Origin of the sequence: Pusillimonas sp. (assembly GCF_044464525.1) — a bacterium.
Lineage (GTDB): Bacteria > Pseudomonadota > Gammaproteobacteria > Burkholderiales > Burkholderiaceae_B > Pusillimonas.
Genome location: NZ_JBIQLE010000002.1, coordinates 184,637 through 203,410, shown reverse-complemented (window position 1 = coordinate 203,410; position 18,774 = coordinate 184,637). Strand labels below are relative to the sequence as shown.

22 protein-coding genes are annotated in these 18,774 nt (G+C 59.1%); 11 read left to right on the top strand and 11 right to left on the bottom strand.

The window, feature by feature from the left end; all coding sequences use genetic code 11:
* Window positions 1–8: 8 nt before the first annotated feature.
* Window positions 9–929, bottom strand: a complete 921-nt coding sequence (locus ACIY1O_RS02195; protein WP_397473434.1) for a branched-chain amino acid ABC transporter permease — start codon at window positions 927–929, stop codon at window positions 9–11.
* A gap of 153 nt (window positions 930–1,082) precedes the next feature.
* Between ACIY1O_RS02195 and arsC the strand changes: the two genes are divergently transcribed.
* From arsC to ACIY1O_RS02180, 3 genes are all read left to right on the top strand, one after another.
* Window positions 1,083–1,421, top strand: a complete 339-nt coding sequence (gene arsC / locus ACIY1O_RS02190; protein WP_397473433.1) for an arsenate reductase (glutaredoxin) — start codon at window positions 1,083–1,085, stop codon at window positions 1,419–1,421.
* A 154-nt stretch (window positions 1,422–1,575) separates the two neighbouring features.
* Window positions 1,576–2,013 carry an MbcA/ParS/Xre antitoxin family protein gene (locus tag ACIY1O_RS02185; RefSeq protein ID WP_397473432.1) on the top strand — a complete coding sequence of 146 codons (438 nt, stop codon included), beginning with the start codon at window positions 1,576–1,578 and terminating at the stop codon, window positions 2,011–2,013.
* Window positions 2,014–2,017: 4 nt separating this feature from the next.
* Entirely contained in the window at window positions 2,018–2,704 is a 687-nt protein-coding gene (locus tag ACIY1O_RS02180; protein ID WP_397473431.1) for an RES family NAD+ phosphorylase, read from the top strand.
* Window positions 2,705–2,773: 69 nt separating this feature from the next.
* On the opposite strand, the gene ACIY1O_RS02175 is transcribed toward ACIY1O_RS02180, so the two are convergent.
* The 3 genes from ACIY1O_RS02175 to ACIY1O_RS02165 form a co-directional block, all read right to left on the bottom strand.
* Window positions 2,774–3,664, bottom strand: coding sequence for a dienelactone hydrolase family protein (locus ACIY1O_RS02175; protein ID WP_397473430.1), 891 nt, complete (start codon window positions 3,662–3,664; stop codon window positions 2,774–2,776).
* Window positions 3,665–3,754: 90 nt separating this feature from the next.
* The gene (locus tag ACIY1O_RS02170; RefSeq protein WP_397473429.1) at window positions 3,755–4,138 is read right to left on the bottom strand and encodes an EF-hand domain-containing protein; all 384 of its coding nucleotides are present in this window, start codon (window positions 4,136–4,138) and stop codon (window positions 3,755–3,757) included.
* Entirely contained in the window at window positions 4,138–4,383 is a 246-nt protein-coding gene (locus tag ACIY1O_RS02165) for a glycine zipper 2TM domain-containing protein (protein WP_397473428.1), read from the bottom strand. The genes ACIY1O_RS02170 and ACIY1O_RS02165 overlap by 1 nt, the downstream gene beginning before the upstream one ends.
* A gap of 253 nt (window positions 4,384–4,636) precedes the next feature.
* Between ACIY1O_RS02165 and cueR the strand changes: the two genes are divergently transcribed.
* The 5 genes from cueR to ACIY1O_RS02140 all read left to right on the top strand — a co-directional run bounded on the left by cueR (window position 4,637) and on the right by ACIY1O_RS02140 (window position 7,286).
* Window positions 4,637–5,038 carry a Cu(I)-responsive transcriptional regulator gene (cueR, locus tag ACIY1O_RS02160; protein WP_397473427.1) on the top strand — a complete coding sequence of 134 codons (402 nt, stop codon included), beginning with the start codon at window positions 4,637–4,639 and terminating at the stop codon, window positions 5,036–5,038.
* A 16-nt stretch (window positions 5,039–5,054) separates the two neighbouring features.
* Window positions 5,055–6,032: a glutathione S-transferase family protein gene (locus ACIY1O_RS02155; RefSeq protein ID WP_397473426.1), complete on the top strand. Its 978-nt coding sequence runs from the start codon at window positions 5,055–5,057 to the stop codon at window positions 6,030–6,032.
* Between the two features lie 161 nt (window positions 6,033–6,193).
* A complete protein-coding gene (locus ACIY1O_RS02150; protein WP_397473425.1) occupies window positions 6,194–6,394 on the top strand; it encodes a hypothetical protein in 201 nt (66 codons plus the stop codon).
* 91 nt (window positions 6,395–6,485) lie between these two features.
* Window positions 6,486–6,824: an ElaB/YgaM/YqjD family protein gene (locus ACIY1O_RS02145; RefSeq protein WP_397473424.1), complete on the top strand. Its 339-nt coding sequence runs from the start codon at window positions 6,486–6,488 to the stop codon at window positions 6,822–6,824.
* A 3-nt stretch (window positions 6,825–6,827) separates the two neighbouring features.
* Window positions 6,828–7,286, top strand: coding sequence for a hypothetical protein (locus ACIY1O_RS02140; RefSeq protein WP_397473423.1), 459 nt, complete (start codon window positions 6,828–6,830; stop codon window positions 7,284–7,286).
* A gap of 105 nt (window positions 7,287–7,391) precedes the next feature.
* Here ACIY1O_RS02140 and ligD read toward each other — a convergent pair whose 3' ends face one another.
* From ligD to ACIY1O_RS02105, 7 genes are all read right to left on the bottom strand, one after another.
* The gene (gene ligD, locus ACIY1O_RS02135; RefSeq protein ID WP_397473422.1) at window positions 7,392–9,947 is read right to left on the bottom strand and encodes a DNA ligase D; all 2,556 of its coding nucleotides are present in this window, start codon (window positions 9,945–9,947) and stop codon (window positions 7,392–7,394) included.
* A gap of 77 nt (window positions 9,948–10,024) precedes the next feature.
* Window positions 10,025–10,975: a non-homologous end joining protein Ku gene (gene ku, locus ACIY1O_RS02130; protein WP_397473421.1), complete on the bottom strand. Its 951-nt coding sequence runs from the start codon at window positions 10,973–10,975 to the stop codon at window positions 10,025–10,027.
* A 62-nt stretch (window positions 10,976–11,037) separates the two neighbouring features.
* Complete coding sequence (locus tag ACIY1O_RS02125; protein ID WP_397473420.1) at window positions 11,038–12,057, bottom strand: lysylphosphatidylglycerol synthase domain-containing protein; 1,020 nt, start codon at window positions 12,055–12,057, stop codon at window positions 11,038–11,040.
* Complete coding sequence (gene clsB, locus ACIY1O_RS02120; RefSeq protein ID WP_397473419.1) at window positions 12,054–13,262, bottom strand: cardiolipin synthase ClsB; 1,209 nt, start codon at window positions 13,260–13,262, stop codon at window positions 12,054–12,056. Before clsB ends, ACIY1O_RS02125 begins: the two co-directional genes overlap by 4 nt.
* Entirely contained in the window at window positions 13,259–14,017 is a 759-nt protein-coding gene (locus ACIY1O_RS02115) for an endonuclease/exonuclease/phosphatase family protein (protein WP_397473418.1), read from the bottom strand. Before ACIY1O_RS02115 ends, clsB begins: the two co-directional genes overlap by 4 nt.
* A gap of 43 nt (window positions 14,018–14,060) precedes the next feature.
* A complete protein-coding gene (locus tag ACIY1O_RS02110; RefSeq protein ID WP_397473417.1) occupies window positions 14,061–14,813 on the bottom strand; it encodes an alpha/beta hydrolase family protein in 753 nt (250 codons plus the stop codon).
* Complete coding sequence (locus ACIY1O_RS02105) at window positions 14,800–15,954, bottom strand: DUF3182 family protein (protein WP_397473416.1); 1,155 nt, start codon at window positions 15,952–15,954, stop codon at window positions 14,800–14,802. The genes ACIY1O_RS02110 and ACIY1O_RS02105 overlap by 14 nt, the downstream gene beginning before the upstream one ends.
* A 227-nt stretch (window positions 15,955–16,181) precedes the next feature.
* Here ACIY1O_RS02105 and ACIY1O_RS02100 point away from each other — a divergent pair, with 227 nt between their 5' ends.
* The 3 genes from ACIY1O_RS02100 to ACIY1O_RS02090 are packed head-to-tail and all read left to right on the top strand — an operon-like array spanning window position 16,182 to window position 18,745.
* On the top strand, window positions 16,182–17,591 hold the full coding sequence (locus ACIY1O_RS02100; RefSeq protein WP_397473415.1) for a cytochrome ubiquinol oxidase subunit I: 1,410 nt from the start codon (window positions 16,182–16,184) through the stop codon (window positions 17,589–17,591).
* 3 nt (window positions 17,592–17,594) lie between these two features.
* A complete protein-coding gene (cydB, locus tag ACIY1O_RS02095; protein WP_397473414.1) occupies window positions 17,595–18,602 on the top strand; it encodes a cytochrome d ubiquinol oxidase subunit II in 1,008 nt (335 codons plus the stop codon).
* Window positions 18,602–18,745, top strand: coding sequence for a DUF2474 domain-containing protein (locus ACIY1O_RS02090; protein WP_397473413.1), 144 nt, complete (start codon window positions 18,602–18,604; stop codon window positions 18,743–18,745). Before cydB ends, ACIY1O_RS02090 begins: the two co-directional genes overlap by 1 nt.
* The last annotated feature ends 29 nt before the right edge of the window (window positions 18,746–18,774 follow it).

Below are 18,774 nucleotides of genomic sequence, written 5' to 3'. Positions count from 1 at the left end.
GGGCCTCCTTAGCTGCGGGCGGGAAACAGGCCTTCGGGCTTGAAGAACAGCACCCCGGCCATGAACAGGTAGATCAGGATCGAAGCCAGTGCCGGCCCCAGACTGGAAGCCACCGCCGCCGGCATGATCGCGTGCAGCAAGGAGGGCAGCAGCGTGCGGCTGACCGTGTCGACGCAGCCCACCAGCAGCGACCCGATCAGAGCACCGCGTATCGAGCCTATGCCGCCCACCACAATGACGACGAAAGCCAGTATCAGTATGCTTTCCCCCATACCCACCTGCACCGAAAGTATGGTGCCCAGCAGGGCGCCCGCGATGGCGCACAAGGCAGCGCCGAAGGCGAAAAGCAGCGTGAAGATGGTTTTGATGTTGACCCCCATGGCGGTGGCCATCTCGCGGTTTGAAGCCCCGGCGCGTACCCGCATGCCAAGCCGCGTCTTGGTGACCAGCACGTACAAGGCCGCTGCCACGGCAAGACCCGTGAAGATGATGAACAGCCGGAAGGAGGAATAGTAGAAGCCGGGCAATATTTGCACTGGCTGCGAAAGCACCTCGGGTGTATTCAAGCGTAGCGGCTGCTCGCCCCAGATCATGCGTGCTCCTTCATTGAAAATGAGGATGAGCGCGAAGGTGGCCAGCACCTGAGACATGTGATTGCGCTGATAAAGGCGCCTGAAGACCAGCATTTCGAGAATGACGCCGGCCACCATGGTGGCCGCCACCGCCAGCACCAGCCCCAGCCAGAATGAATCGGTGGCCATCACGAACGAAGCGGCAAAATAAGCCCCCAGCATGTAAAGCGAGCCGTGGGCCAGGTTGATGAAATCCATGATGCCGAACACGAGTGTAAGACCCGCGGCCAGCAGGAACAGCATCAGGCCGAACTGCAGCCCATTGAGGGCCAGTTCGATCAACAGCGTCAACTGCATTCGTTGTCTCCGGTGGATTTATTTGAAGCTTGGATAGTTGAAGCTCATACAAGTGAAGTAGGGTATTACAGCGTTGCCTCAAAAAGCAAGATGCCGCCTCGTATAGAATCAATGCAATACTTTGCAGTGATTTTCAGACGGAGTACATAGGCAATGACCACCATTTACCACAACCCTCGGTGCAGCACCTCGCGCAATACGCTTCAGCGCCTGCGCGACCATGGGCGTGAGCCTGAGATTATCGAGTATCTGAAGACTCCGCCCAGCCGAGACGAACTGGCCAAGCTGATCAGCGATGCCGGGCTTTCCCCGCGCGAAGCGATTCGCGCCAAAGAGGCGCTGTACACCGAGCGGGCGCTGGAAAAGGCCTCGGAAGAGCAATTGCTGGACGCCATGGCGGAAAACCCGATACTGATGAATAGGCCTTTCGTCGTTACCGAGAAGGGCACGCGGCTGTGCCGCCCCATCGAAGCGGTGGACGAGATTCTTTAGAACCGCAAGATACTCGGCGTTGCGCGCTCGCGCGGGTTCCTGCCTTCAGGGGCCAAGTCGGCGTGCGCATATACCCGATACTCGGGCAATAAGTAGCTGAAATACTGGACATTTCCAGTTATGGATATTAAACTAGCCGTAACTGGAGTAAATTATGTCCCTTGCCTACGCCTATCCTTTCAGTCGTTTCGAACCGGCCCCGGTCGTCGACCTGAACGCGCGGCCGGTACGCGAACGTCTTTCGGCGTCCGCGCTAAAAGGGTTTTTCAAACTTGCCCAAGCCTGGAACCTGCGCGACGAAGACGCCTGCGTTCTGTTGGGCGGGGTCTCCAGCAGTTCGTACTACGAATGGAAGAAAAAGCCCCGGCGCGTACTTGAGGTCGACCGTCTCACGCGCATTTCGTACCTGCTCGGCATCTATAAGTCTTTGCATATCCTGTATGGCGACGACCTGGCCGATAAATGGGTGCATTTGCCCAACCGCAACGTGCTGTTTGGCGGTCGCACGCCGTTGGCCTGCATGCTAGAGGGCGGGCTTATCAGCATGCAGGCCGTCAGGCAATTGCTCGACGCGCGGCGTGGCGGCATTTGAGCCCATGTCTTCGTTGCCGCCCATCTCGCTGGTGCGCCAACTGGATACGTACCGCCTTCTGCCTTCGCGCTTTGTTGATCAAGAAGACTCTGTACTGGCGCCGCTGTCTGAAAGCGTCGAGCATCTGGCCGATCTTTTTACACTGGATAACGCCACCAATCAAAGGCTAAGGGCCGAGCAGGGCGGCTTGGCCGGCATAGGCATAGACGAGCTTGTCTTTGGCGTGCCTAATTTCCGCATCGTGAACGCCGCGTTCACGTATCCGCGGCCCGAAGGAAGCCGTTTCAATTCGGGGCAGCGGGGCGCCTGGTATTGTGCGTTCGACGTACAGACCGCATTGGCCGAAATCGTTTTCCATAAAACCGTTGAATACGCCGAAATCGATTATTTCCAAGACAGCGTCAGTTATCAGGCTTTGCTGGCCGACTTTAGCGCCCAGTTCCACGACCTGCGCGATGCGCCCGAATTTTCAGAGTGCCTTGACCCGGCCAGCTATGTGGCTTCCCAAGAGTTGGCGCAGCGGCTGCTTGATGACGGCTCGCTGGGCGTGGTGTATCCCAGCGTGCGCCATCAGCCAGGCACGAATGTGGCTTGTTTCCGGCCGGCGCTGGTCGGCAATGTTCGCCGTGCACAAGCGTATCGCCTGAGCTGGACGGGGGCGCCAAACCCCGCCATAGAACAGATATCCTGAAGCGCGGATCAACGCCCGTGGCCGTTGCGGTCAAGCGCAAGCTGGACAACACACTGGTTCACCCGCGCATCATCCCTTCAAGTGTTGTTTGAAGAATTCCAGTGTGCGCCGCCATGCCAGTTCGGCAGCCTCTTCGTCGTAGCGTGGCGTAGTGTCGTTGTGAAAGCCATGCTGGGTTCCGGGATAGAAATGGGCCTGGTATTCGACCTTGTTGGCTTTCAAGGTTTCTTCGAACGCCGGCCAGCCGGCATTGACGCGTTCGTCGTGCTCGGCATAATGGATCAGTAACGGCGCCTGGATACGGGCGGCCTCGTCGGCGCTGGGCTGAGGGCCATAAAAAGGCACTGCGGCGTCCAGGTCGGCGCGTCGCGCGGCTAATTTTCCGACCACCCCGCCGCCATAGCAGAAACCCACTGCGCCGTACCGACCGCCATAGCGCGGATGCGCTTGCACATGATCGACAGCCGCAAAAAGGTCTTCGTGCGTCTTGGCTTGATCCAGCTTGGCGAACATGGCGCGAGCCTGGTCTTCATCATTGGGGTAGCCGCCCAATGGGGTAAGGGCATCGGGCGCGAATGCGACATAGCCTTCCACTGCCAGACGGCGCGCAACATCCTCGATATAGGGGTTGAGGCCCCGATTTTCGTGGTACACCACCACGGCGGGGAGCTTGCCGTCGCCCTGGGCGGGCAGGGCCAGATAGCCCTCTATCGTTCCGTTGCCCTTGGGCGAAGAAAACTTTTCGCGGCTGATGGCGATGCGCTCATCCGACTCGGGCACCTGCACTGCCCACGCAAAATTGGGTTTGAGGCTGTCGAGCAAGGCCGCGGCAGTGAGGCCGCCGACGGCATAGCGCGCCGCTTTTTGTAGAAACGCCCGGCGATCGAGGGCGCCGTGCACGTATTGGTCGAACAGTTTCAGGACGTCGGGGTGGAAATCGGAGGCTTTCTTGCGGTTCATGGAGGTACTCCGGTGTAGCGTTTGGCCGGCCGTATCCTGCTGCAGGACCACCCGTTTTGTTGCCGGCCGTACGCGTTTGGACGACGCGGCTTACTGCCGCAGCATGCCGTCGCCGTCGTAATCGTGGCGGTCGAAGTCGCGCATTGTGTGTGCGATGAACTCGTCCAGGGTCAATTCGCCGTCGTTATTCGCATCAACCGCGTCGAATTGCTCGGGCGTCAGGACGGCGCCGGCTTCGGCCCTGCTTAGGCGCTGGTTGCCGTCGGTGTCCAGTTTCTGAAATGATTCGCGCATGAACTGTTCGTACTCTTCTCGGCTGATGCCGCCGTCGCCGTTGCGGTCAAGCTTGGCGAAGTGTTCGGGGGTAAGCTCGGCTTGCGGCCCGGACGGCGCCTGCGCGTGGACTGCGCCTGCGAGCGCCAGTGTTAGGCCGAAAGCGGCGGTAAGCAGCGGTTTGATCGCGATGTTCTTCATTATTTGCACCCCATCCGGTTTCCGATATAGCCGCCTGCGCCTATGCCCACGGCGGTGGCAGCCGTACGGCCGGTGCCGCCGCCAATGGTGCTGCCCAGCAGGCCGCCAACGACCGCGCCGCCCACCGTGCCGGCGATACAGTTGAATTCGGAATTGCTTGAGCGGCCATGCGAATTTGACGGCGTCTGGCATGCAGCCAGCGCGCCCAGGCCGGCCAATGCCAGTATCAGGGTTATTTTTCTCATGTCTCTTCCTGTGGGAGATTCGTCGCCGGCGGCGTGCTGTTTTGCCGGCTTATATCGCCGCCGGTGAAATCGGCAGCTTACATTCAGCTTTATATACGAAAATAGGGCTTGAAATCAAAAGTTTCCGGCATCCATCCAATCTACATACGTGGGAGTCTTGGCCTTAACAACTGTTCAATTCTCTAAGCTTCCCGTCGTGGTAAGGTGTTGGAGGAGTGCGGCGTTGCGCCCGCGCGCTACGGGAGGAAGCCGGATGAAGAATATAGGCGAAGCCGCTGACGCCTCGGGCGTTACGGCAAAAATGATACGCTATTACGAAAGCGTTGGGCTTATGCCCGCCGCAGAGCGTTCTGCGGCGGGTTATCGTCTTTATGGCGAGGCCGATGTGCAAACACTGCGATTCATACGCCGCGCGCGCGATCTGGGTTTTTCTCTGGATCGCATTCGTACGCTTATCGGGCTTTGGAAGGACAGGGAACGCAAAAGCCATGACGTGAAACGGCTGGCTCACCAGTACATTACAGAGCTGGACCACGATATTGCGAAGCTGCAGTCCATCCGCGACCAATTGCAGGTTCTGGCCAACTGCTGTCATGGTGATGATCGTCCCGACTGTCCCATACTCGAGGAGCTCTCCAGCTTCGATACCCCCTGAAAAAGAAGGTGATTCCATGGGTTTACTTATAGACGGTCAGTGGACCGACCAATGGTATGACACGAAAAGTACCGGCGGACGCTTTGTTCGCACTGAAACACAATTTCGCAACTGGATCACGCCGGACGGCTCGGCCGGCCCTTCGGGCGAAGGGGGGTTCCAGGCCGAGGCGGGGCGCTATCACCTTTATGTTTCCCTGGCCTGCCCGTGGGCGCACCGCACACTGATTTTCCGAGCCATCAAGCAACTTGATTCGATGATCACCGTTTCAACGGTGAACCCCCTCATGGCCCTCCACGGCTGGACATTCGACCCCGAAGAGGGCGTTGTGCCCGACCACGTCAATCACGCCAGTTACCTCCATCAGCTGTACACCCTGGCGCAACCAGGGTATACCGGACGCGTCACCGTGCCCGTGCTGTGGGACAAGCAGCGACGCACCATTGTCAACAATGAGTCGTCCGAAATTATTCGCATGCTTAACAGCGCCTTCGATGGCGTGGGCGCGGCTGCCGGTGATTACTACCCCGTCGAACTGCGTGCCGAAATCGACGAGATGAATGCCCTTGTTTATCCCAATATCAACAACGGCGTGTACCGCGCCGGTTTTGCCACGACTCAGGAAGCGTACGAACAAGCGGTAGGCGAACTGTTCGATGCGCTTGAAAAAGTCGAGCGCCGGCTGCTGAAGCAACGCTATCTTGCCGGCGCAACGCTTACCGAGGCCGATTGGAGGCTATTTACGACGCTGCTGCGCTTCGACCCGGTTTACCATGGACACTTCAAGTGCAATTTGAAGCGCCTCGTCGATTTCCCGGCGCTGTGGGGATACACACGCGAGCTGTACCAGTATCCGGGGGTGGCCGACACGGTGGACATGCGGCATATTAAAGCTCATTATTATCGTAGTCATACCCAGATTAATCCGACAGGTGTGGTGCCGGCGGGTCCTCTCATGGATTTCGAGGCGCCGCATCAACGCGAACTCGTTTAGCTGCGCGGCCATCCTCTTGCCACAAAGAGGCAATCGTTCCGTGGTTGGCCGGCGTCGGTACGAAGGTTGCTGGGTTCGTAACTAATACTGATACCCAGTGCCTGCGGCAGGCCCGAGCAGGCGGGTTGCTGCTGCCTGAATTACGAGTAGGAGAGCCATAAATGCAGAACCACATGCTTTCAAGCGCCCTTCGGTCCGAACGGGAACCTGGAAAAAATCCCAACCCAAACCCTGAGCAGAACGAGGGCAGCGACGAGAGCCCTCGAAGGCGGATGCCGCCGGACAGCATTCCCAACCCGTTGCCGGGGGTCGACCCGCAGCAGACTCCGGGAATAGACCATCTGCCCGCTGAATGGGACTAACAAGAGGTTTCCCAGAGTCGGCACACGGCTTGCTTGCTTAAAGATCGTTGGCGTCCATTCGGGACGCCATATGGCGATACAAGGAGTAATCATGGCCCGTAATTCTCTACGCGACGACGTGTCTGAGAAGCGTGACGAAGTCGCTTCCAACATAAAAGATCTGATCAGCAGCGCCGACGACCTGCTACGCTCCACAGCCGCCTACAGCGGCGCCGAAATCGAGGCGGCTCGCGACCGCCTTAAAGTTCAGCTTGAACTTGCCCGCAAAGAAGCGGGCAGTTATAGGCAGAGCCTCAAAGAGAGCTATCACGCGGTTTCACGCGCTACCGACGAATGCGTCCACAAGCACGCCTGGACGGCCGTCTGCGTCGCCGGCGTCATCGGCTTGTTGATGGGGAAATGCCTGTCTTCCGGCCATTCTCGGAGATAGGCAATGAGCTCAAATCAGCGAACCGATGACCCGGGCCCGGGTAGCAAACGCCCGCAGGACAAGCCCGCTTCGGACGAGCATTTCGACGAAGATAACGCGACGCGAAAAAGCGGACGTTGGGGTAGCGAAGAGCCGGCTTACGGTGAACCTGAGCCGGCTCGGGCGCATGACAGCAAGCGGCCCAATCCGCAGGGGCCGGAGTACGAGGAAGGAGGCGCCTATCCGGGGCCTTCGCAAGATAGGAACCCCGGAGGGTCGCCGGAATCGATGCGCAAGCCGGATAGCCTCGGCAAACCAGAGCGGCATGAGGCCAGCGCGCAGGAACCGCAAAAGCGAACGGTGGGAAACCGCCCGGCCGATCCGAATCGTATGGGCGCCGACTGGAACCTGTTGCCTCCGGGGATATCAGACGAAGACGCCAAGGATCCTGGCAACATGGACACCGGCAAAAACAGGAAGTAAGGCGGCAAGGGCCCCGACTGAAAAACACGCGGGTTAAAGGGCCCGACTGAAAAACAAGCGCGGCAAAACCCCCGGCCTGCAAAACATCAATATGGCCGGGGGGCTTTAACGGGTCAGTTCTTTGCGGAAAGCCAAGCGCAACGGCTTGCGAGACGAGGCATAGCCTTGCCAGGGATCGCCTCCTTGTTCTTGCCGATACTCCAGCGCATTTGCGATATTGAACCGCGCGCCGCGCAAATCATGCTGCGTGTCCAATTCCTCCCACGCCACCGGCATGGACACCGGTGCGCCTTCCCGCGCCCTGGCAGAAAACGCCGCGATGGCGGTGGCGCCCCTTCCGTTGCGTAAATAATCGACGAAGACCACCCCTTTGCGGCGCGCCTTCGAGACGCTGGCTGTGAATTGACCAGGTGCTTCACGGGCCAGGTAGGCGGCCATGGCGCGAGAAAAATCCTTTACGGTGTCCCATGAGTGGGCAGCCTTGATGGGCGCAACCAGGTGCAGGCCCTTGCCGCCGGTGGTTTTCAAATAGGGGACCAGCCCAGCGTCTTCCATCAAACGCTGGACCAGGCGGGCGGCGATGACCACGTCCGCCCATGGAATGTCCGGGTCCGGGTCGAGGTCAAGCGTGATGCGATCAGGCTTTTCGAGGCGGGGCAGAGACGAGCCCCAGGTGTGAAATTCGATGACCCCCATTTGTGCAAGTTCGAGCAGGCCTCTTTCGTTCTGAACGACAATCTCTTCGTCATCCAGCTCCACGCCTTCAGGCGGAGTTCCGTGCAGGTGCTTCTGAAAGAAGCAAGTGCTGTTCGTACCGCGCGGGCATCGCAAGAGCGCTATACGCCTGTTTTCAAGATGAGGCAGCATCCACTCTGCCGCCGACGCATAGTATTCAAGCACGTCGAGCTTGCTGCGATCAGGCTTGGCATAGACGATGCGATCAGGATTGGTGATTTTTACTTCGCCCAGACGGGTCGGTCCGGTGCTGGGCGCTGCATCTTGCCGCTTGTGCCTTGTGCGTGTGCGGCCTTTATCAGCAGGCTCGTCGGCTTCTATGGCATCCAGCGGGGTGGCCGTTTCTCCGGTGATGGCCGAAGCCGGCTTATCCTCTCTCAAGCCTTGGAACGAGGCTTGCCGCAGCAAGCCCTCCTGCGTCCAGCCGCCGTACTCAACTTCGACGATCAGCTTTGGGGTTACCCATTGGATGGCGCCGCCGCTTCTTCCATAACGTCCTCGGCCTTCAGTGGACGTTGAAAATGGGCTGGTTTTGCGATGCAGCGCCTTAAGCCGGTTGTGCAAAAGCTCGAGAGACTTTTGCTTGAAGCCCGTTCCGACCCTGCCTGTGAACTTCAAGCGTTCGCCGTCGCGCAGGCCCACCAATAATGCGCCCAAATATGATCGGGAGCCCGACGGCTCTGTATAGCCACCCACCACGAATTCTTGTTGAGGTCTGCATTTAAGCTTCAGCCACGTGGTGCTGCGGCCTTCGGCATAGAGAGAGTCTTTCTTTTTGCAAATCAGTCCTTCGAGGCTCAGTCGGCAGGCTTCGGTCCAGGCGGATTCGCCTTCCGTGTCACTTGAAACGTCCAGCGTTTGCGTGAGCATGATGGGGGCATCGGCGGGCAGCGGTTCGAGCAACTCGGCAAGCCGTTGTTGCCGTTCCGCCAGAGGGAAAGCGCGCAGATCGATGCCGTTCCAGTAAGGCAGATCGAAAGCGACATAAACGAGCTCGTTCGAGCCGCCGTCGAGCGCCTGCTGCAGGGTCTGGAAGTCGCTGATGCCCTTATCGTCGAAGCAGACGACCTCTCCATCGATCCAGCCATTGCCCAAGGCAAGATTGGATAACTCTTCCGCAAGGTTTTTCATGCGGACGTTCCAGCTCTTGCCGTTGCGGCTTAACAGGCTGGCCTTGCCGTTTTCCAGGCAGCACAGTATGCGATATCCGTCATACTTGACTTCGTAGGACCAGCCCCCGCCGGCCGGAGGCCGATCGACAAGCGTGGCCAATTGCGGAGAAATAAAAGACGGCATTGCGGTGGCTCGCGGCTTGGCCGCCCGTCGTTTCGGCCGGTCGTCGACGTCGAGTGGGGCGCTCTTGTTCGCGCCCCTGCCGGAGGTCTTGCCTTGGCTGTTGCCACGACTGGGAGACGAGCTGCCGGGCAAGCCGTCCCGCTCGGCATCGTGACCGGGCGCGGCATGCTCGTCGTCCAGCTTGCGCAATAGCCATTGGTTAGCTTCTTTGTTTGTGCGCACCAGCAGCCATTGGCCTTGCAAACCCCCGTCCAGGTTGAATTTCAGGTGGCCCTTGGCGAGCGCTTGCGCCGGATCGGATTCCGGCGTCCAGTTGCCGCTGTCCCAGATGTCGACGTGGCCGGCTCCGTATTGGCCTTCTGGTATGTCTCCTTCGAATGATCCATATTCCAGCGGATGGTCTTCCACATGCACGGCCAGGCGCTTGACGGTGGAGTCTAGCGACGGTCCTTTGGGCACAGCCCAGCTTACCAGCACTCCGTTGACCTCCAGGCGAAAGTCATAGTGCAGGCGGCGTGCTTCATGGCGCTGTATGACGTACTGGGCAGCGCGTTGCCTGGGCTTTTTGGGTGTGCGACCGCGTGGCTCGGCTGTAACGTCAAAGTCGCGTTTCCGTTGATATGTTTGCAAAGGATTCTTCAACAAAACCACCTCGCTGGAATTGGAACCAAACTAACCCGGCCGGACCGGCCACCGGCCTTGATGGTTCAAGCACTTTTGGTCCGTGCTTGGCCGGAAGCTGCTTTCCCGGAAGAACGAGCCGCTTTCTTGGCGGATGTCTTTTTCGCTGTCGATTTTGTGGCTTTGCGTGCAGAGGCGGTGGTTGTCGCCGCCTTCTTGGCCGATTTGGACGACTTCTGCGACGAGCCCGTGCGTTCGTCTATGCTGCGCTGCAGCATAGACATTAAGTCGATGACCTTGCCGGTCTTGCGTCGAGGCGCTTCATCAGCTTCGTCCACCACATGAGTTTTGCCGGACTCGATCTTTTCTTCGATCATGGCCATAAGGTCATCCCGATATTCGTCGCGGTATTGATCCGGGTCCCAAGCTTGCGTCATATCTTCGAGCAAGCGGGTGGCCATCTGCATTTCCTTGGCGTTTGGCGCGTGATCTTTACCTTGAGGGATGTCCAACTCGCCGGCATCGCGGATTTCGTCGGCATAACGCATGGTGACCAACATCAATACTTCGTCCAGCGGAAGCATGGCGGCCAAGTATTGCCGCGAGTGAAGTACGACCGAGGCCAGCGCCAGCAAGCCGCTTTTACGCAGAACTTCGCGAAACAAGGCATAGCCCTTGGCTCCCCGCTTGTCCGGAGCCAGGTAGTAGGGCGTATCGAAGTAATAGAGGGGCACTTCAGAGGCGGGTACGAAGCTCAGCACGTCGATGGACTGGGTCGCGCCCGGCTTTGCCCGCTTGAAATCCTCGTCGCTTAAAAAGACATAGTCGCCTTTTTCGTATTCATAGCCTTTTACGATGTGCTCTGCATCAATGGGCTTGCCGGTGTGCTTGTTGATGCGTTGGTAACCAACGGGCGCGTTGTCCCGCCTGTCTATCCAGTCAAAATCCAGGCGCGTGACGCGGGTCGCCGCATGCAGCACGATGGGAACATGGACCAGGCCGAATGTGATGGCGCCTTTCCAGATGACGCGAGCCATATATAGGCCTCTTTGCAGTATTTATATCGTGCAGAAAGTAGCAATTTGTGTGCCTATTTGCTTTATGGCCGCGCGGCGGCCTGGGGCTCAGGGGTGGTTGCCGCCCTTGCCTCGGGTTCGGTTGCTTTAGGTGTCCTTCCCCTTAGGCGGGCTTCAGTGATCAGGTACGCAGGCAAGGCCAATGCCAGCGGAACAACACAATACAGAACGCGGTAGGTCAATACGCCCGCCAATACTTCATGAGCGGGCATCGAACCTGCGAGCGCTCCAACGAAAATTGCCTCGGTCACGCCAAGGCCCCCCGGAATGTGGGCAATGACGGCGGCGATGCTGCAAAACAGCAAAATACCCAGCACGGCCGTGTATTGCACTTGTTGCCCAAGCAGGATGTAGATGATGCCGCCCATCAATGACCAGGAAATGCCTGCAAGGATGCATTGCGCCACCGCCAGTCTTATGGGAGGAAGCTCTATGCGATGGCGGCGTATCCTCCATGAGCGGCGGCGCGAGAAGGCGCACAGGCCCAGATAAAGGCCTATGCCGGCCAGCATGGCAAGGCCAACCAACTGCAGTGCGGCGCGGCCCAGGTCCCAGGCTCCCGGCAGGGGTATCGCGCCAATGATGAACAGCACGCCGGCCAGCCATCCGTAGCCGATCCAATTCGTCAAGGTGCTGAAGGCGACGACTTTCCCGGCGATGGCCGCGCGCACCCCCAGGCGGTGATATAGGCGGAACCGGATCGCCACGCCCCCCACGAGCACTCCGAGGTTGAGATTCATGGCGTAACTCAATGACGAGACACCCATGACCTTCCACCAGGGTAGAGGAGTGCCTGCGTAGCGCTTGGCCAGCAGGTCGAAGGTCGTATAGACCAGATGAGCCAGAACGACCATGCTCATTGCAAGGGCGAGAGTCGGCGTTCCGATGGTTGCGGCCGATTCCAGCACCGCGGCCCAGTCCAACCTGCGTGCGAGATTGAATAACAGCACAATCACCGCCAGGACCATGATGCCGGTCAGCACACGCGTCACTATCGGCCATGGGATGCGACGCAAATGTGTTCTGGCAAAGCTGATATTCATGCCGGCTCCTGGGTGCCCTCATCGGCGATAGTATCGACGCCCACAGTCTCGAGGCGCGGCTTGTGGGCGGGCAGGCTTCCGGCCCAGGCTGGAAAGCGACGCAGAAAATGAAACACCAGCACACTGGTCCAAGGGCGGCGAAGCCAGCCGCGCTTGACACGGGGCTGGGCGATGCGCCGGCAGTGCCGCTCGATGAGCTGCTCGAGATTGTCGCGCAGCACGCGGTTGAACTCCTGGTCATGTATGACCACATTGGCCTCGAGGTTCAGGGCCAGGCTGAACGGGTCCAGGTTGCTGGAGCCCACGGTGGCCCAACGTTGATCGATGCACGCGACTTTGCCGTGCAAAGGCCGGTCGCAATACTCGTAGATGACGACGCCGGCCGACTCCAGGTAGTCGTACAGCATTTCCGACGCTTTCTGGGCGAATCGCATATCCGGCTGGCCTTGCAGAATAAGCCGCACCCGTACACCTCGCCGCGCGGCCGCGACGAGGTCGCGCAGGAGGCGATAGCCTGGGAAAAAATAGGCGTTGGCGATAAGCACATCTGTCTGCGCGCCTCGTATGGCGACGCGGTAGGCGCTTTCTATGGTGGTGGGGTTGGTGTCATTATCCCGCACGATCAAGCGCCCGCTGGCATCGCCCGTGGGCGGCGCCAGCTTTGCGGGCCGGCGCCAGCGCCGCCTGCCGACGTGCGCCGCTTTCAGCATCCCGCGCACATAGTTCGCGATATCCGTTGCCAAAGGGCCTTGCACTTCGACGGCATAATCCTGTTTGGCCATGGGGCCGAATTCCTGCAGATGGTCGATCGAGAAATTGATGCCGCCAATGAAGGCCAGTTGGCCGTCAATGGCGACTATCTTGCGATGCATGCGACGGAAAAGGTTGGTGCGAACCCCGAGTAAACGCGGTCGGGGGTCGAATACATGCAGACGCACCCCCGCGTCGGCCAGCCCCTGTATGAACTCTTCGGACAAGGAGTCCGAGCCATAGCCGTCCACAGTGATGTCTACTTGCACCCCGCGGTTCGCTGCATCTATTATGGTTTGCCTTAGCGCGCGCCCGACCTTGTCGTCAAACAGGATGAAGGTTTCTATCAGAACTTCAGATCGGGCTTCGGCGATGGCCTGGTTCACCTTTGGGTAGTAGGCCTCGCCGTTTTCCAGAAGCAGGAATTCGTTGCCGTCGCGCCACGGGCTGTTCATACGTCCACCTCCGCAACCAGGGGCAAGTGGTCCGACAAGCCGTTCCATGGCCGTCGCGCCATAGGCACCGGCCGGTGCCCGGAGATGTTGCCCACATAGATGCGATCGAGCCGCAGGAAGGGGCACTGGGCCGGAAACGTTCGGATCGGGCGGCCGTGCGCATGCGCGAAGACGTCCACGAGCCCGCAACTGCTCAGGTGCCGGCCTGCCTTCAAACGCCAGTCATTGAAGTCGCCCGCGACGATAATCGGCTCGTCGGCGGGAATGTCGCTGTGGACCAATTCACATAGTCGGCGCAGTTGCCGGCGCCGGTGCGCCTCGCGCAGGCCCAAGTGGACGCATATCGCGTGCAGTCGCAAGCCGTTGTCAGGCGCCTCGAGCACGCAATGCAGAATGCCGCGCGCCTCGTGGCGGTTGACGCTGACATCGTGATTTTCGTAGGCGGAGATGGGGTATTTGGACAGCACCGCATTGCCATGGTGGCCTGCCGGATACACGGCATTGCGCCCATAGGCGAAATCCGTCCAGATGGTGTCGGCCAGGTATTCATAATGTGAAGTGGTGGGCCAACCGTGCAGCCGCGCCGCGTGGCGGTGGTTTTCGCCCAGCACTTCTTGAAGGAAGATGACGTCGGGGGCGGTGCCGCGGATGGCCTCACGTAGTTCGCTCAATATGAAGCGCCTGTTGAATATCGTGAAGCCTTTATGAACGTTCACCGTCAATACTTTGACGGTCTGCCCGGATCCTTCGCGCATGCAATGCTCCATCGTAGCTGTATGCCCAGTCTCAAAGCAATTTTCATACCCGTGCCGAAGAAGTGCGTGCGCCCACCACCATTTCGGTTGCCCAGTTGAGCAGTATCGAGGTGTATGAGCGTTGGGCTTCTTTTTGGGTTAACGCATGATCTGCGTCGTCGACGGTTCGGTGAGTAAGAGAATGCGCTACGCGGAAAGCCGTTCGGTAGTTCATGATGGTGGAATGCGGCACGAAGTCGTCGTGCTCGGCCTCCACGATCAGGACGTCGCCTGCGAAACGGCGGCACGCCGCCAAAGCCCGGTTGTCGTTTGGCGTCACTGTGCTTTTCCGGTAGGCGGCAAGGCTTTCGCGATTGAGTTGCCGCTTTGGCAACATCCATTCGTCGTCGCGATACAGAGCGGGCACGTGCAGGGCCAGCCATTTTACCGACCGCATGCTGGTCAGGATGGCGGCCAGATAGCCGCCGTAGCTGCTGCCCACCACGGCGATGGCCGAAGAATCGATCGCGGGGTGGGCCGCTAAAGAATCATAGGCGGCCACGACGTCGCGCAGGTTGTCCTCGCGCGAAACCTTCATCTGCTGCTCCAGCGTGGCCGCATGTCCGCGCAAATCAAAGGTAAGGCATACGCAGCCCAGGCCGGCAAGCCCGCGCGCCCGTCGCAGGTCGAAGTCTTGACTGCCGCCCCAGCCGTGTACGAACAGGACACCGGGCACTTTATTCGACGGCTCAAGAAAAGTACCAGCGATATTCTGTCCTTCGACGGGAATCAGGATGGTTTCACTAAGGGTGCCCATGAGGTTCGATTGCGCCGTATTTGGTGATGAACCCGGTTGCCGGGTCGTCGCCCTGATAGATGATTTGAACGGTGTCGGGCGGCCGATAGCCCTTGCCGTAACGTTCGCAGGTATAGGCCTTGGCCACGGCGCGCTTGGGCTCCGCCCGAAAAGCCCCCAGCGCGCAGGCTTCGGCAAAGCTTGCGCCTCCCGCGCGCCAGCTTTGCTCCAGGACGCCCATCTTGATGCGTCCTCGCGCATCTTTGCCTCGAGCCACGTCGTAGTTGCGCCGCGAGGCGAGCAAGGCGGGCCAGCAGCGCTGGGCCGCCGCATCATACTGGCGCGCCAGACGTACAGCTTGACGCTGGGGCTCGTCCAATGGCAATGCCATCAAGTCCTCGTAACCGCCGCGTACGCATAGCAAAGCCGATCCGCCGTAAACCGGCTGTGCTTCGTTGTCGGGTGTGAGCGACTGAGTGCCTACGTACGACAACTCCACGCCCCCGGCACGCGCCTGACCCACACTATAGGTTTCTACGTCTTGAAGATGCTCCTCCAGTACCAAACCCCACTTGGCCAATTCATCGTCATTCTGGCCCGCCAGCGCTTGATCGAGTTGGCGGCGGTCTGATATTACGAGCTGGCCGCGGCCGCCGCTAGCCTGGACCGGCTTGATGCGTATGGGCCCAAGCGCCAAAAGCCGAATTCCCGCGAGCCTTGCGTCTGTCATGCTGAACACGGTGATGCCGGCCAGCGTAGCGTGCGCCACTTGCTGCCCGAAGTCATGGCTCCAACCCTCGGGGGCCGCAGCACCCGGATTGAGCAAACCGTGGGTGATCGCCTTGGTCGCAACGAACTCATAAGGGACGAGACCCCCGAACAAGTCTTCGGCGTCTTGAATATCCTGAAAGTAGGGCGGAGCGCCGTGCATCGCGTTTACACGCACCAGGGTCTGTGCCGGCACATAATAGATGCCGCCGGAGGAGAGCATCGCCTCAGGCTGATAGTCCTGGACGAAATCCAGTTGCAGCACGTCGGCGAGCTTGCGCGCCAGTGCGTCTTGCGAAGCTACTTCGTGGCGTGAGCTGTTTTGCCGCCGTGGAAAAGCGACAGCGATACGATATTTGGATTTCCGAGCGGCAAGATGTGGTGTGGCTGCCATGCGGCGCTCCTGCGGTTTGTAAGTGCAAGCCACTGCAAACGGCATGCCCGGACTTCTGCGGCCGGTGCACGCGCAAGCGCTGTTTCCGCTCTGGTCCAGAACTCTTTCTGGCGCTATAGTGTCGTGGATGAGATGGCTTTGGCCCGTCGTTTGCGGTCTCGCAGCCACCTGGCTGTTCGCACCCGGCCTATGCCCCATACCGATTTTCGTCCTACAGGAGCGCAGGAATGGATCTCGACGCCTTGATGTTGTCCCGCATTCAGTTTGGCTTCACGATATCCTTCCACATCATCTTCCCGGCCATCACCATTGGTCTTGCCAGCTATCTGGCTGTGCTTGAAGCCTGTTGGTTGCGCACATCCAACGTTACTTATCGCAATCTCTATCATTTTTGGGTGAAGGTCTTCGCCGTCAACTTCGGCATGGGGGTCGTATCGGGGGTCGTCATGGCCTATCAGTTCGGCACCAACTGGAGCGTTTTTTCAGAGTTTGCCGGAGGCATCACCGGCCCATTGCTGGCATACGAAGTGCTTACCGCCTTTTTCCTCGAGGCCGGGTTTCTGGGGGTCATGCTGTTTGGCTGGAAGCGCGTCGGGCCGGGGCTGCACTTTTTCTCGACTGTCATGGTTGCCTTGGGCACCTTGATTTCCGCTACCTGGATCCTTGCCTCCAACAGCTGGATGCATACCCCGCAAGGCTACGAAATCATCAATAACCAAGTCGTGCCGGTCGATTGGCTGGCCGTCATATTCAACCCGTCTTTTCCATATCGTCTGGTGCACATGACCTTGGCCGCATATCTGGCCACCGCCTTAATGGTGGCGGCTTCGGCAGGTTGGCATCTATTGCGCGGCAATGATAATCCCGCTGTGCGAAAGATGTTGTCCATGGCGATGTGGATGCTGCTTCTCGTGGCCCCTTTGCAAGCGGTGGTGGGAGACTTTCACGGCCTTAACACGCTCAAGCATCAGCCGGCCAAGATCGCGGCCATCGAGGGCCACTGGGAGAACAAGCCCGGCGAAGCAGTTCCACTGACCTTGTTCGGCTGGCCGGACATGAAAGAGGAGCGAAACCGCTTTGCGGTCGAGATTCCCCATTTGGGCAGCCTCATCCTTACTCATAGTTGGGATGGCCAGTTTCAGGGGCTTAAAGAATTCGCTCCTGAAGATCGGCCCAACGCCACTGTGGTGTTCTGGACCTTTCGGATCATGGTGGGGCTGGGGCTGCTGATGATTGCATTGGCAGTATGGGGCGCTTGGGCGCGCTGGCGCGGCAGCCTTTACCGTCAGCGCGCGCTGCATAGGTTCGCACTATATATGGGAACCTCTGGGCTCGTGGCATTGCTTGCCGGCTGGTACACCACCGAAATCGGTCGGCAGCCATGGATCATTTATGGCGTAATGCGCACCGCTGATGCCGTTACCCCGCATAGCGCATCCGAGGTCGGGCTGGCGCTTGCCCTGTTCGTCATCGTGTATTTTATTCTGTTCGGTGCGGGCATCGTGTATATCTTGCGCCTGATACGCACGGGGCCGCAAAGCCATGAACCTCAAGAAGGCGGCCCCGGCGAACGACGCACACCCGCACGGCCGATGTCGGCTGCGGACGAAAGCAAGGCCAATGTGGAAAGGGGATAAGACATGGGGATCGATCTGGCACTGCTATGGGCGATTATCATCCTTTTCGGCATACTCATGTATGTCATCATGGACGGCTTCGATCTGGGCATAGGAATATTGTTTCCGTTCATGCCCGACGCCCATGATCGTGACGTCATGATGAACACCGTTGCTCCAGTCTGGGATGGCAACGAGACGTGGCTTGTTTTGGGGGGCGCGGGCTTGTTGGCCGCCTTTCCGTTGGCCTATGCAGTGATTTTGCATGCTTTCATGCTGCCCCTGATCTTCATGCTGCTGGGTTTGATATTTCGCGGAGTGGCTTTCGAGTTTCGTTTCAAGGCCGAGCCCGCAAAAAGGCATTGGTGGGACAAGGCCTTCATCTTCGGATCGTTCTGCGCCACGTTTTTCCAGGGAGTGGTGCTGGGCGCATACATGAATGGGCTCCCGGTGGTCGACCGGGGCTACGCCGGCGGAGTGCTCGATTGGATTACGCCGTTTTCCATTTTCACCGGGCTGGGCCTGATCGTCGCCTATGCGCTGCTGGGCTGCACCTGGCTCATTGTGAAGACAGACGGGCTGCTGTATGACCGCATGCGTTCGCTGGCCCGCCCGCTTACCTTTGTATTGCTGGGCGTTATCGTGGTGATCAGTATCTGGACGCCGCTGATCCATGAGTCAATTGCCGATCGCTGGTTCAGCCTGCCAAACCTGTTCTGGTTCGCGCCGGTGCCGGTACTTGTGGCGGTATCGGCATACTACTTGCTGCGAATGCTCGGGCGCGAACCGCATTCGGGGCCTTTCTTACTGACGCTCGCGTTAATTTTCTTGGGGTATAGCGGATTGGGCATCAGTATTTGGCCCAATGTCATTCCTCCGGACATCTCCATTTGGGAAGCTTCGGGGCCTGCGCAAAGCCAGGGCTTCACCCTGGTGGGCGCCTTGCTGATCATACCGTTCATCCTTATGTACACCGGATGGTCGTACTACGTTTTTCGTGGCAAGGTCCGACCGGGCGAGGGTTACCACTAATGAGCGCTCCCGATGAGCGGCAGCGGCAATGGGCAACACGCCTGGGATGGATGGCGTTGTTCTGGGTTCTAGGGGTGGCGGCCTTGGGGTTGGTGGCCTATTTATTGCGGCTATTCATGAATTGGGCGGGATTCAATTCATAGGCCTGTGTTGTTACATTCTCGATACTAAT

What these genes read in the sequence shown, in the direction of transcription:
- ACIY1O_RS02195 (WP_397473434.1), bottom strand. Translation starts at nt 929, where the DNA reads ATGCAGTTGACGCTGTTGATCGAACTGGCCCTCAATGGGCTGCAGTTC.
- arsC (WP_397473433.1), top strand. Translation starts at nt 1,083, where the DNA reads ATGACCACCATTTACCACAACCCTCGGTGCAGCACCTCGCGCAATACG.
- ACIY1O_RS02185 (WP_397473432.1), top strand. Translation starts at nt 1,576, where the DNA reads ATGTCCCTTGCCTACGCCTATCCTTTCAGTCGTTTCGAACCGGCCCCG.
- ACIY1O_RS02180 (WP_397473431.1), top strand. Translation starts at nt 2,018, where the DNA reads ATGTCTTCGTTGCCGCCCATCTCGCTGGTGCGCCAACTGGATACGTAC.
- ACIY1O_RS02175 (WP_397473430.1), bottom strand. Translation starts at nt 3,664, where the DNA reads ATGAACCGCAAGAAAGCCTCCGATTTCCACCCCGACGTCCTGAAACTG.
- ACIY1O_RS02170 (WP_397473429.1), bottom strand. Translation starts at nt 4,138, where the DNA reads ATGAAGAACATCGCGATCAAACCGCTGCTTACCGCCGCTTTCGGCCTA.
- ACIY1O_RS02165 (WP_397473428.1), bottom strand. Translation starts at nt 4,383, where the DNA reads ATGAGAAAAATAACCCTGATACTGGCATTGGCCGGCCTGGGCGCGCTG.
- cueR (WP_397473427.1), top strand. Translation starts at nt 4,637, where the DNA reads ATGAAGAATATAGGCGAAGCCGCTGACGCCTCGGGCGTTACGGCAAAA.
- ACIY1O_RS02155 (WP_397473426.1), top strand. Translation starts at nt 5,055, where the DNA reads ATGGGTTTACTTATAGACGGTCAGTGGACCGACCAATGGTATGACACG.
- ACIY1O_RS02150 (WP_397473425.1), top strand. Translation starts at nt 6,194, where the DNA reads ATGCAGAACCACATGCTTTCAAGCGCCCTTCGGTCCGAACGGGAACCT.
- ACIY1O_RS02145 (WP_397473424.1), top strand. Translation starts at nt 6,486, where the DNA reads ATGGCCCGTAATTCTCTACGCGACGACGTGTCTGAGAAGCGTGACGAA.
- ACIY1O_RS02140 (WP_397473423.1), top strand. Translation starts at nt 6,828, where the DNA reads ATGAGCTCAAATCAGCGAACCGATGACCCGGGCCCGGGTAGCAAACGC.
- ku (WP_397473421.1), bottom strand. Translation starts at nt 10,975, where the DNA reads ATGGCTCGCGTCATCTGGAAAGGCGCCATCACATTCGGCCTGGTCCAT.
- ACIY1O_RS02125 (WP_397473420.1), bottom strand. Translation starts at nt 12,057, where the DNA reads ATGAATATCAGCTTTGCCAGAACACATTTGCGTCGCATCCCATGGCCG.
- clsB (WP_397473419.1), bottom strand. Translation starts at nt 13,262, where the DNA reads ATGAACAGCCCGTGGCGCGACGGCAACGAATTCCTGCTTCTGGAAAAC.
- ACIY1O_RS02115 (WP_397473418.1), bottom strand. Translation starts at nt 14,017, where the DNA reads ATGCGCGAAGGATCCGGGCAGACCGTCAAAGTATTGACGGTGAACGTT.
- ACIY1O_RS02110 (WP_397473417.1), bottom strand. Translation starts at nt 14,813, where the DNA reads ATGGGCACCCTTAGTGAAACCATCCTGATTCCCGTCGAAGGACAGAAT.
- ACIY1O_RS02105 (WP_397473416.1), bottom strand. Translation starts at nt 15,954, where the DNA reads ATGGCAGCCACACCACATCTTGCCGCTCGGAAATCCAAATATCGTATC.
- ACIY1O_RS02100 (WP_397473415.1), top strand. Translation starts at nt 16,182, where the DNA reads ATGGATCTCGACGCCTTGATGTTGTCCCGCATTCAGTTTGGCTTCACG.
- cydB (WP_397473414.1), top strand. Translation starts at nt 17,595, where the DNA reads ATGGGGATCGATCTGGCACTGCTATGGGCGATTATCATCCTTTTCGGC.
- ACIY1O_RS02090 (WP_397473413.1), top strand. Translation starts at nt 18,602, where the DNA reads ATGAGCGCTCCCGATGAGCGGCAGCGGCAATGGGCAACACGCCTGGGA.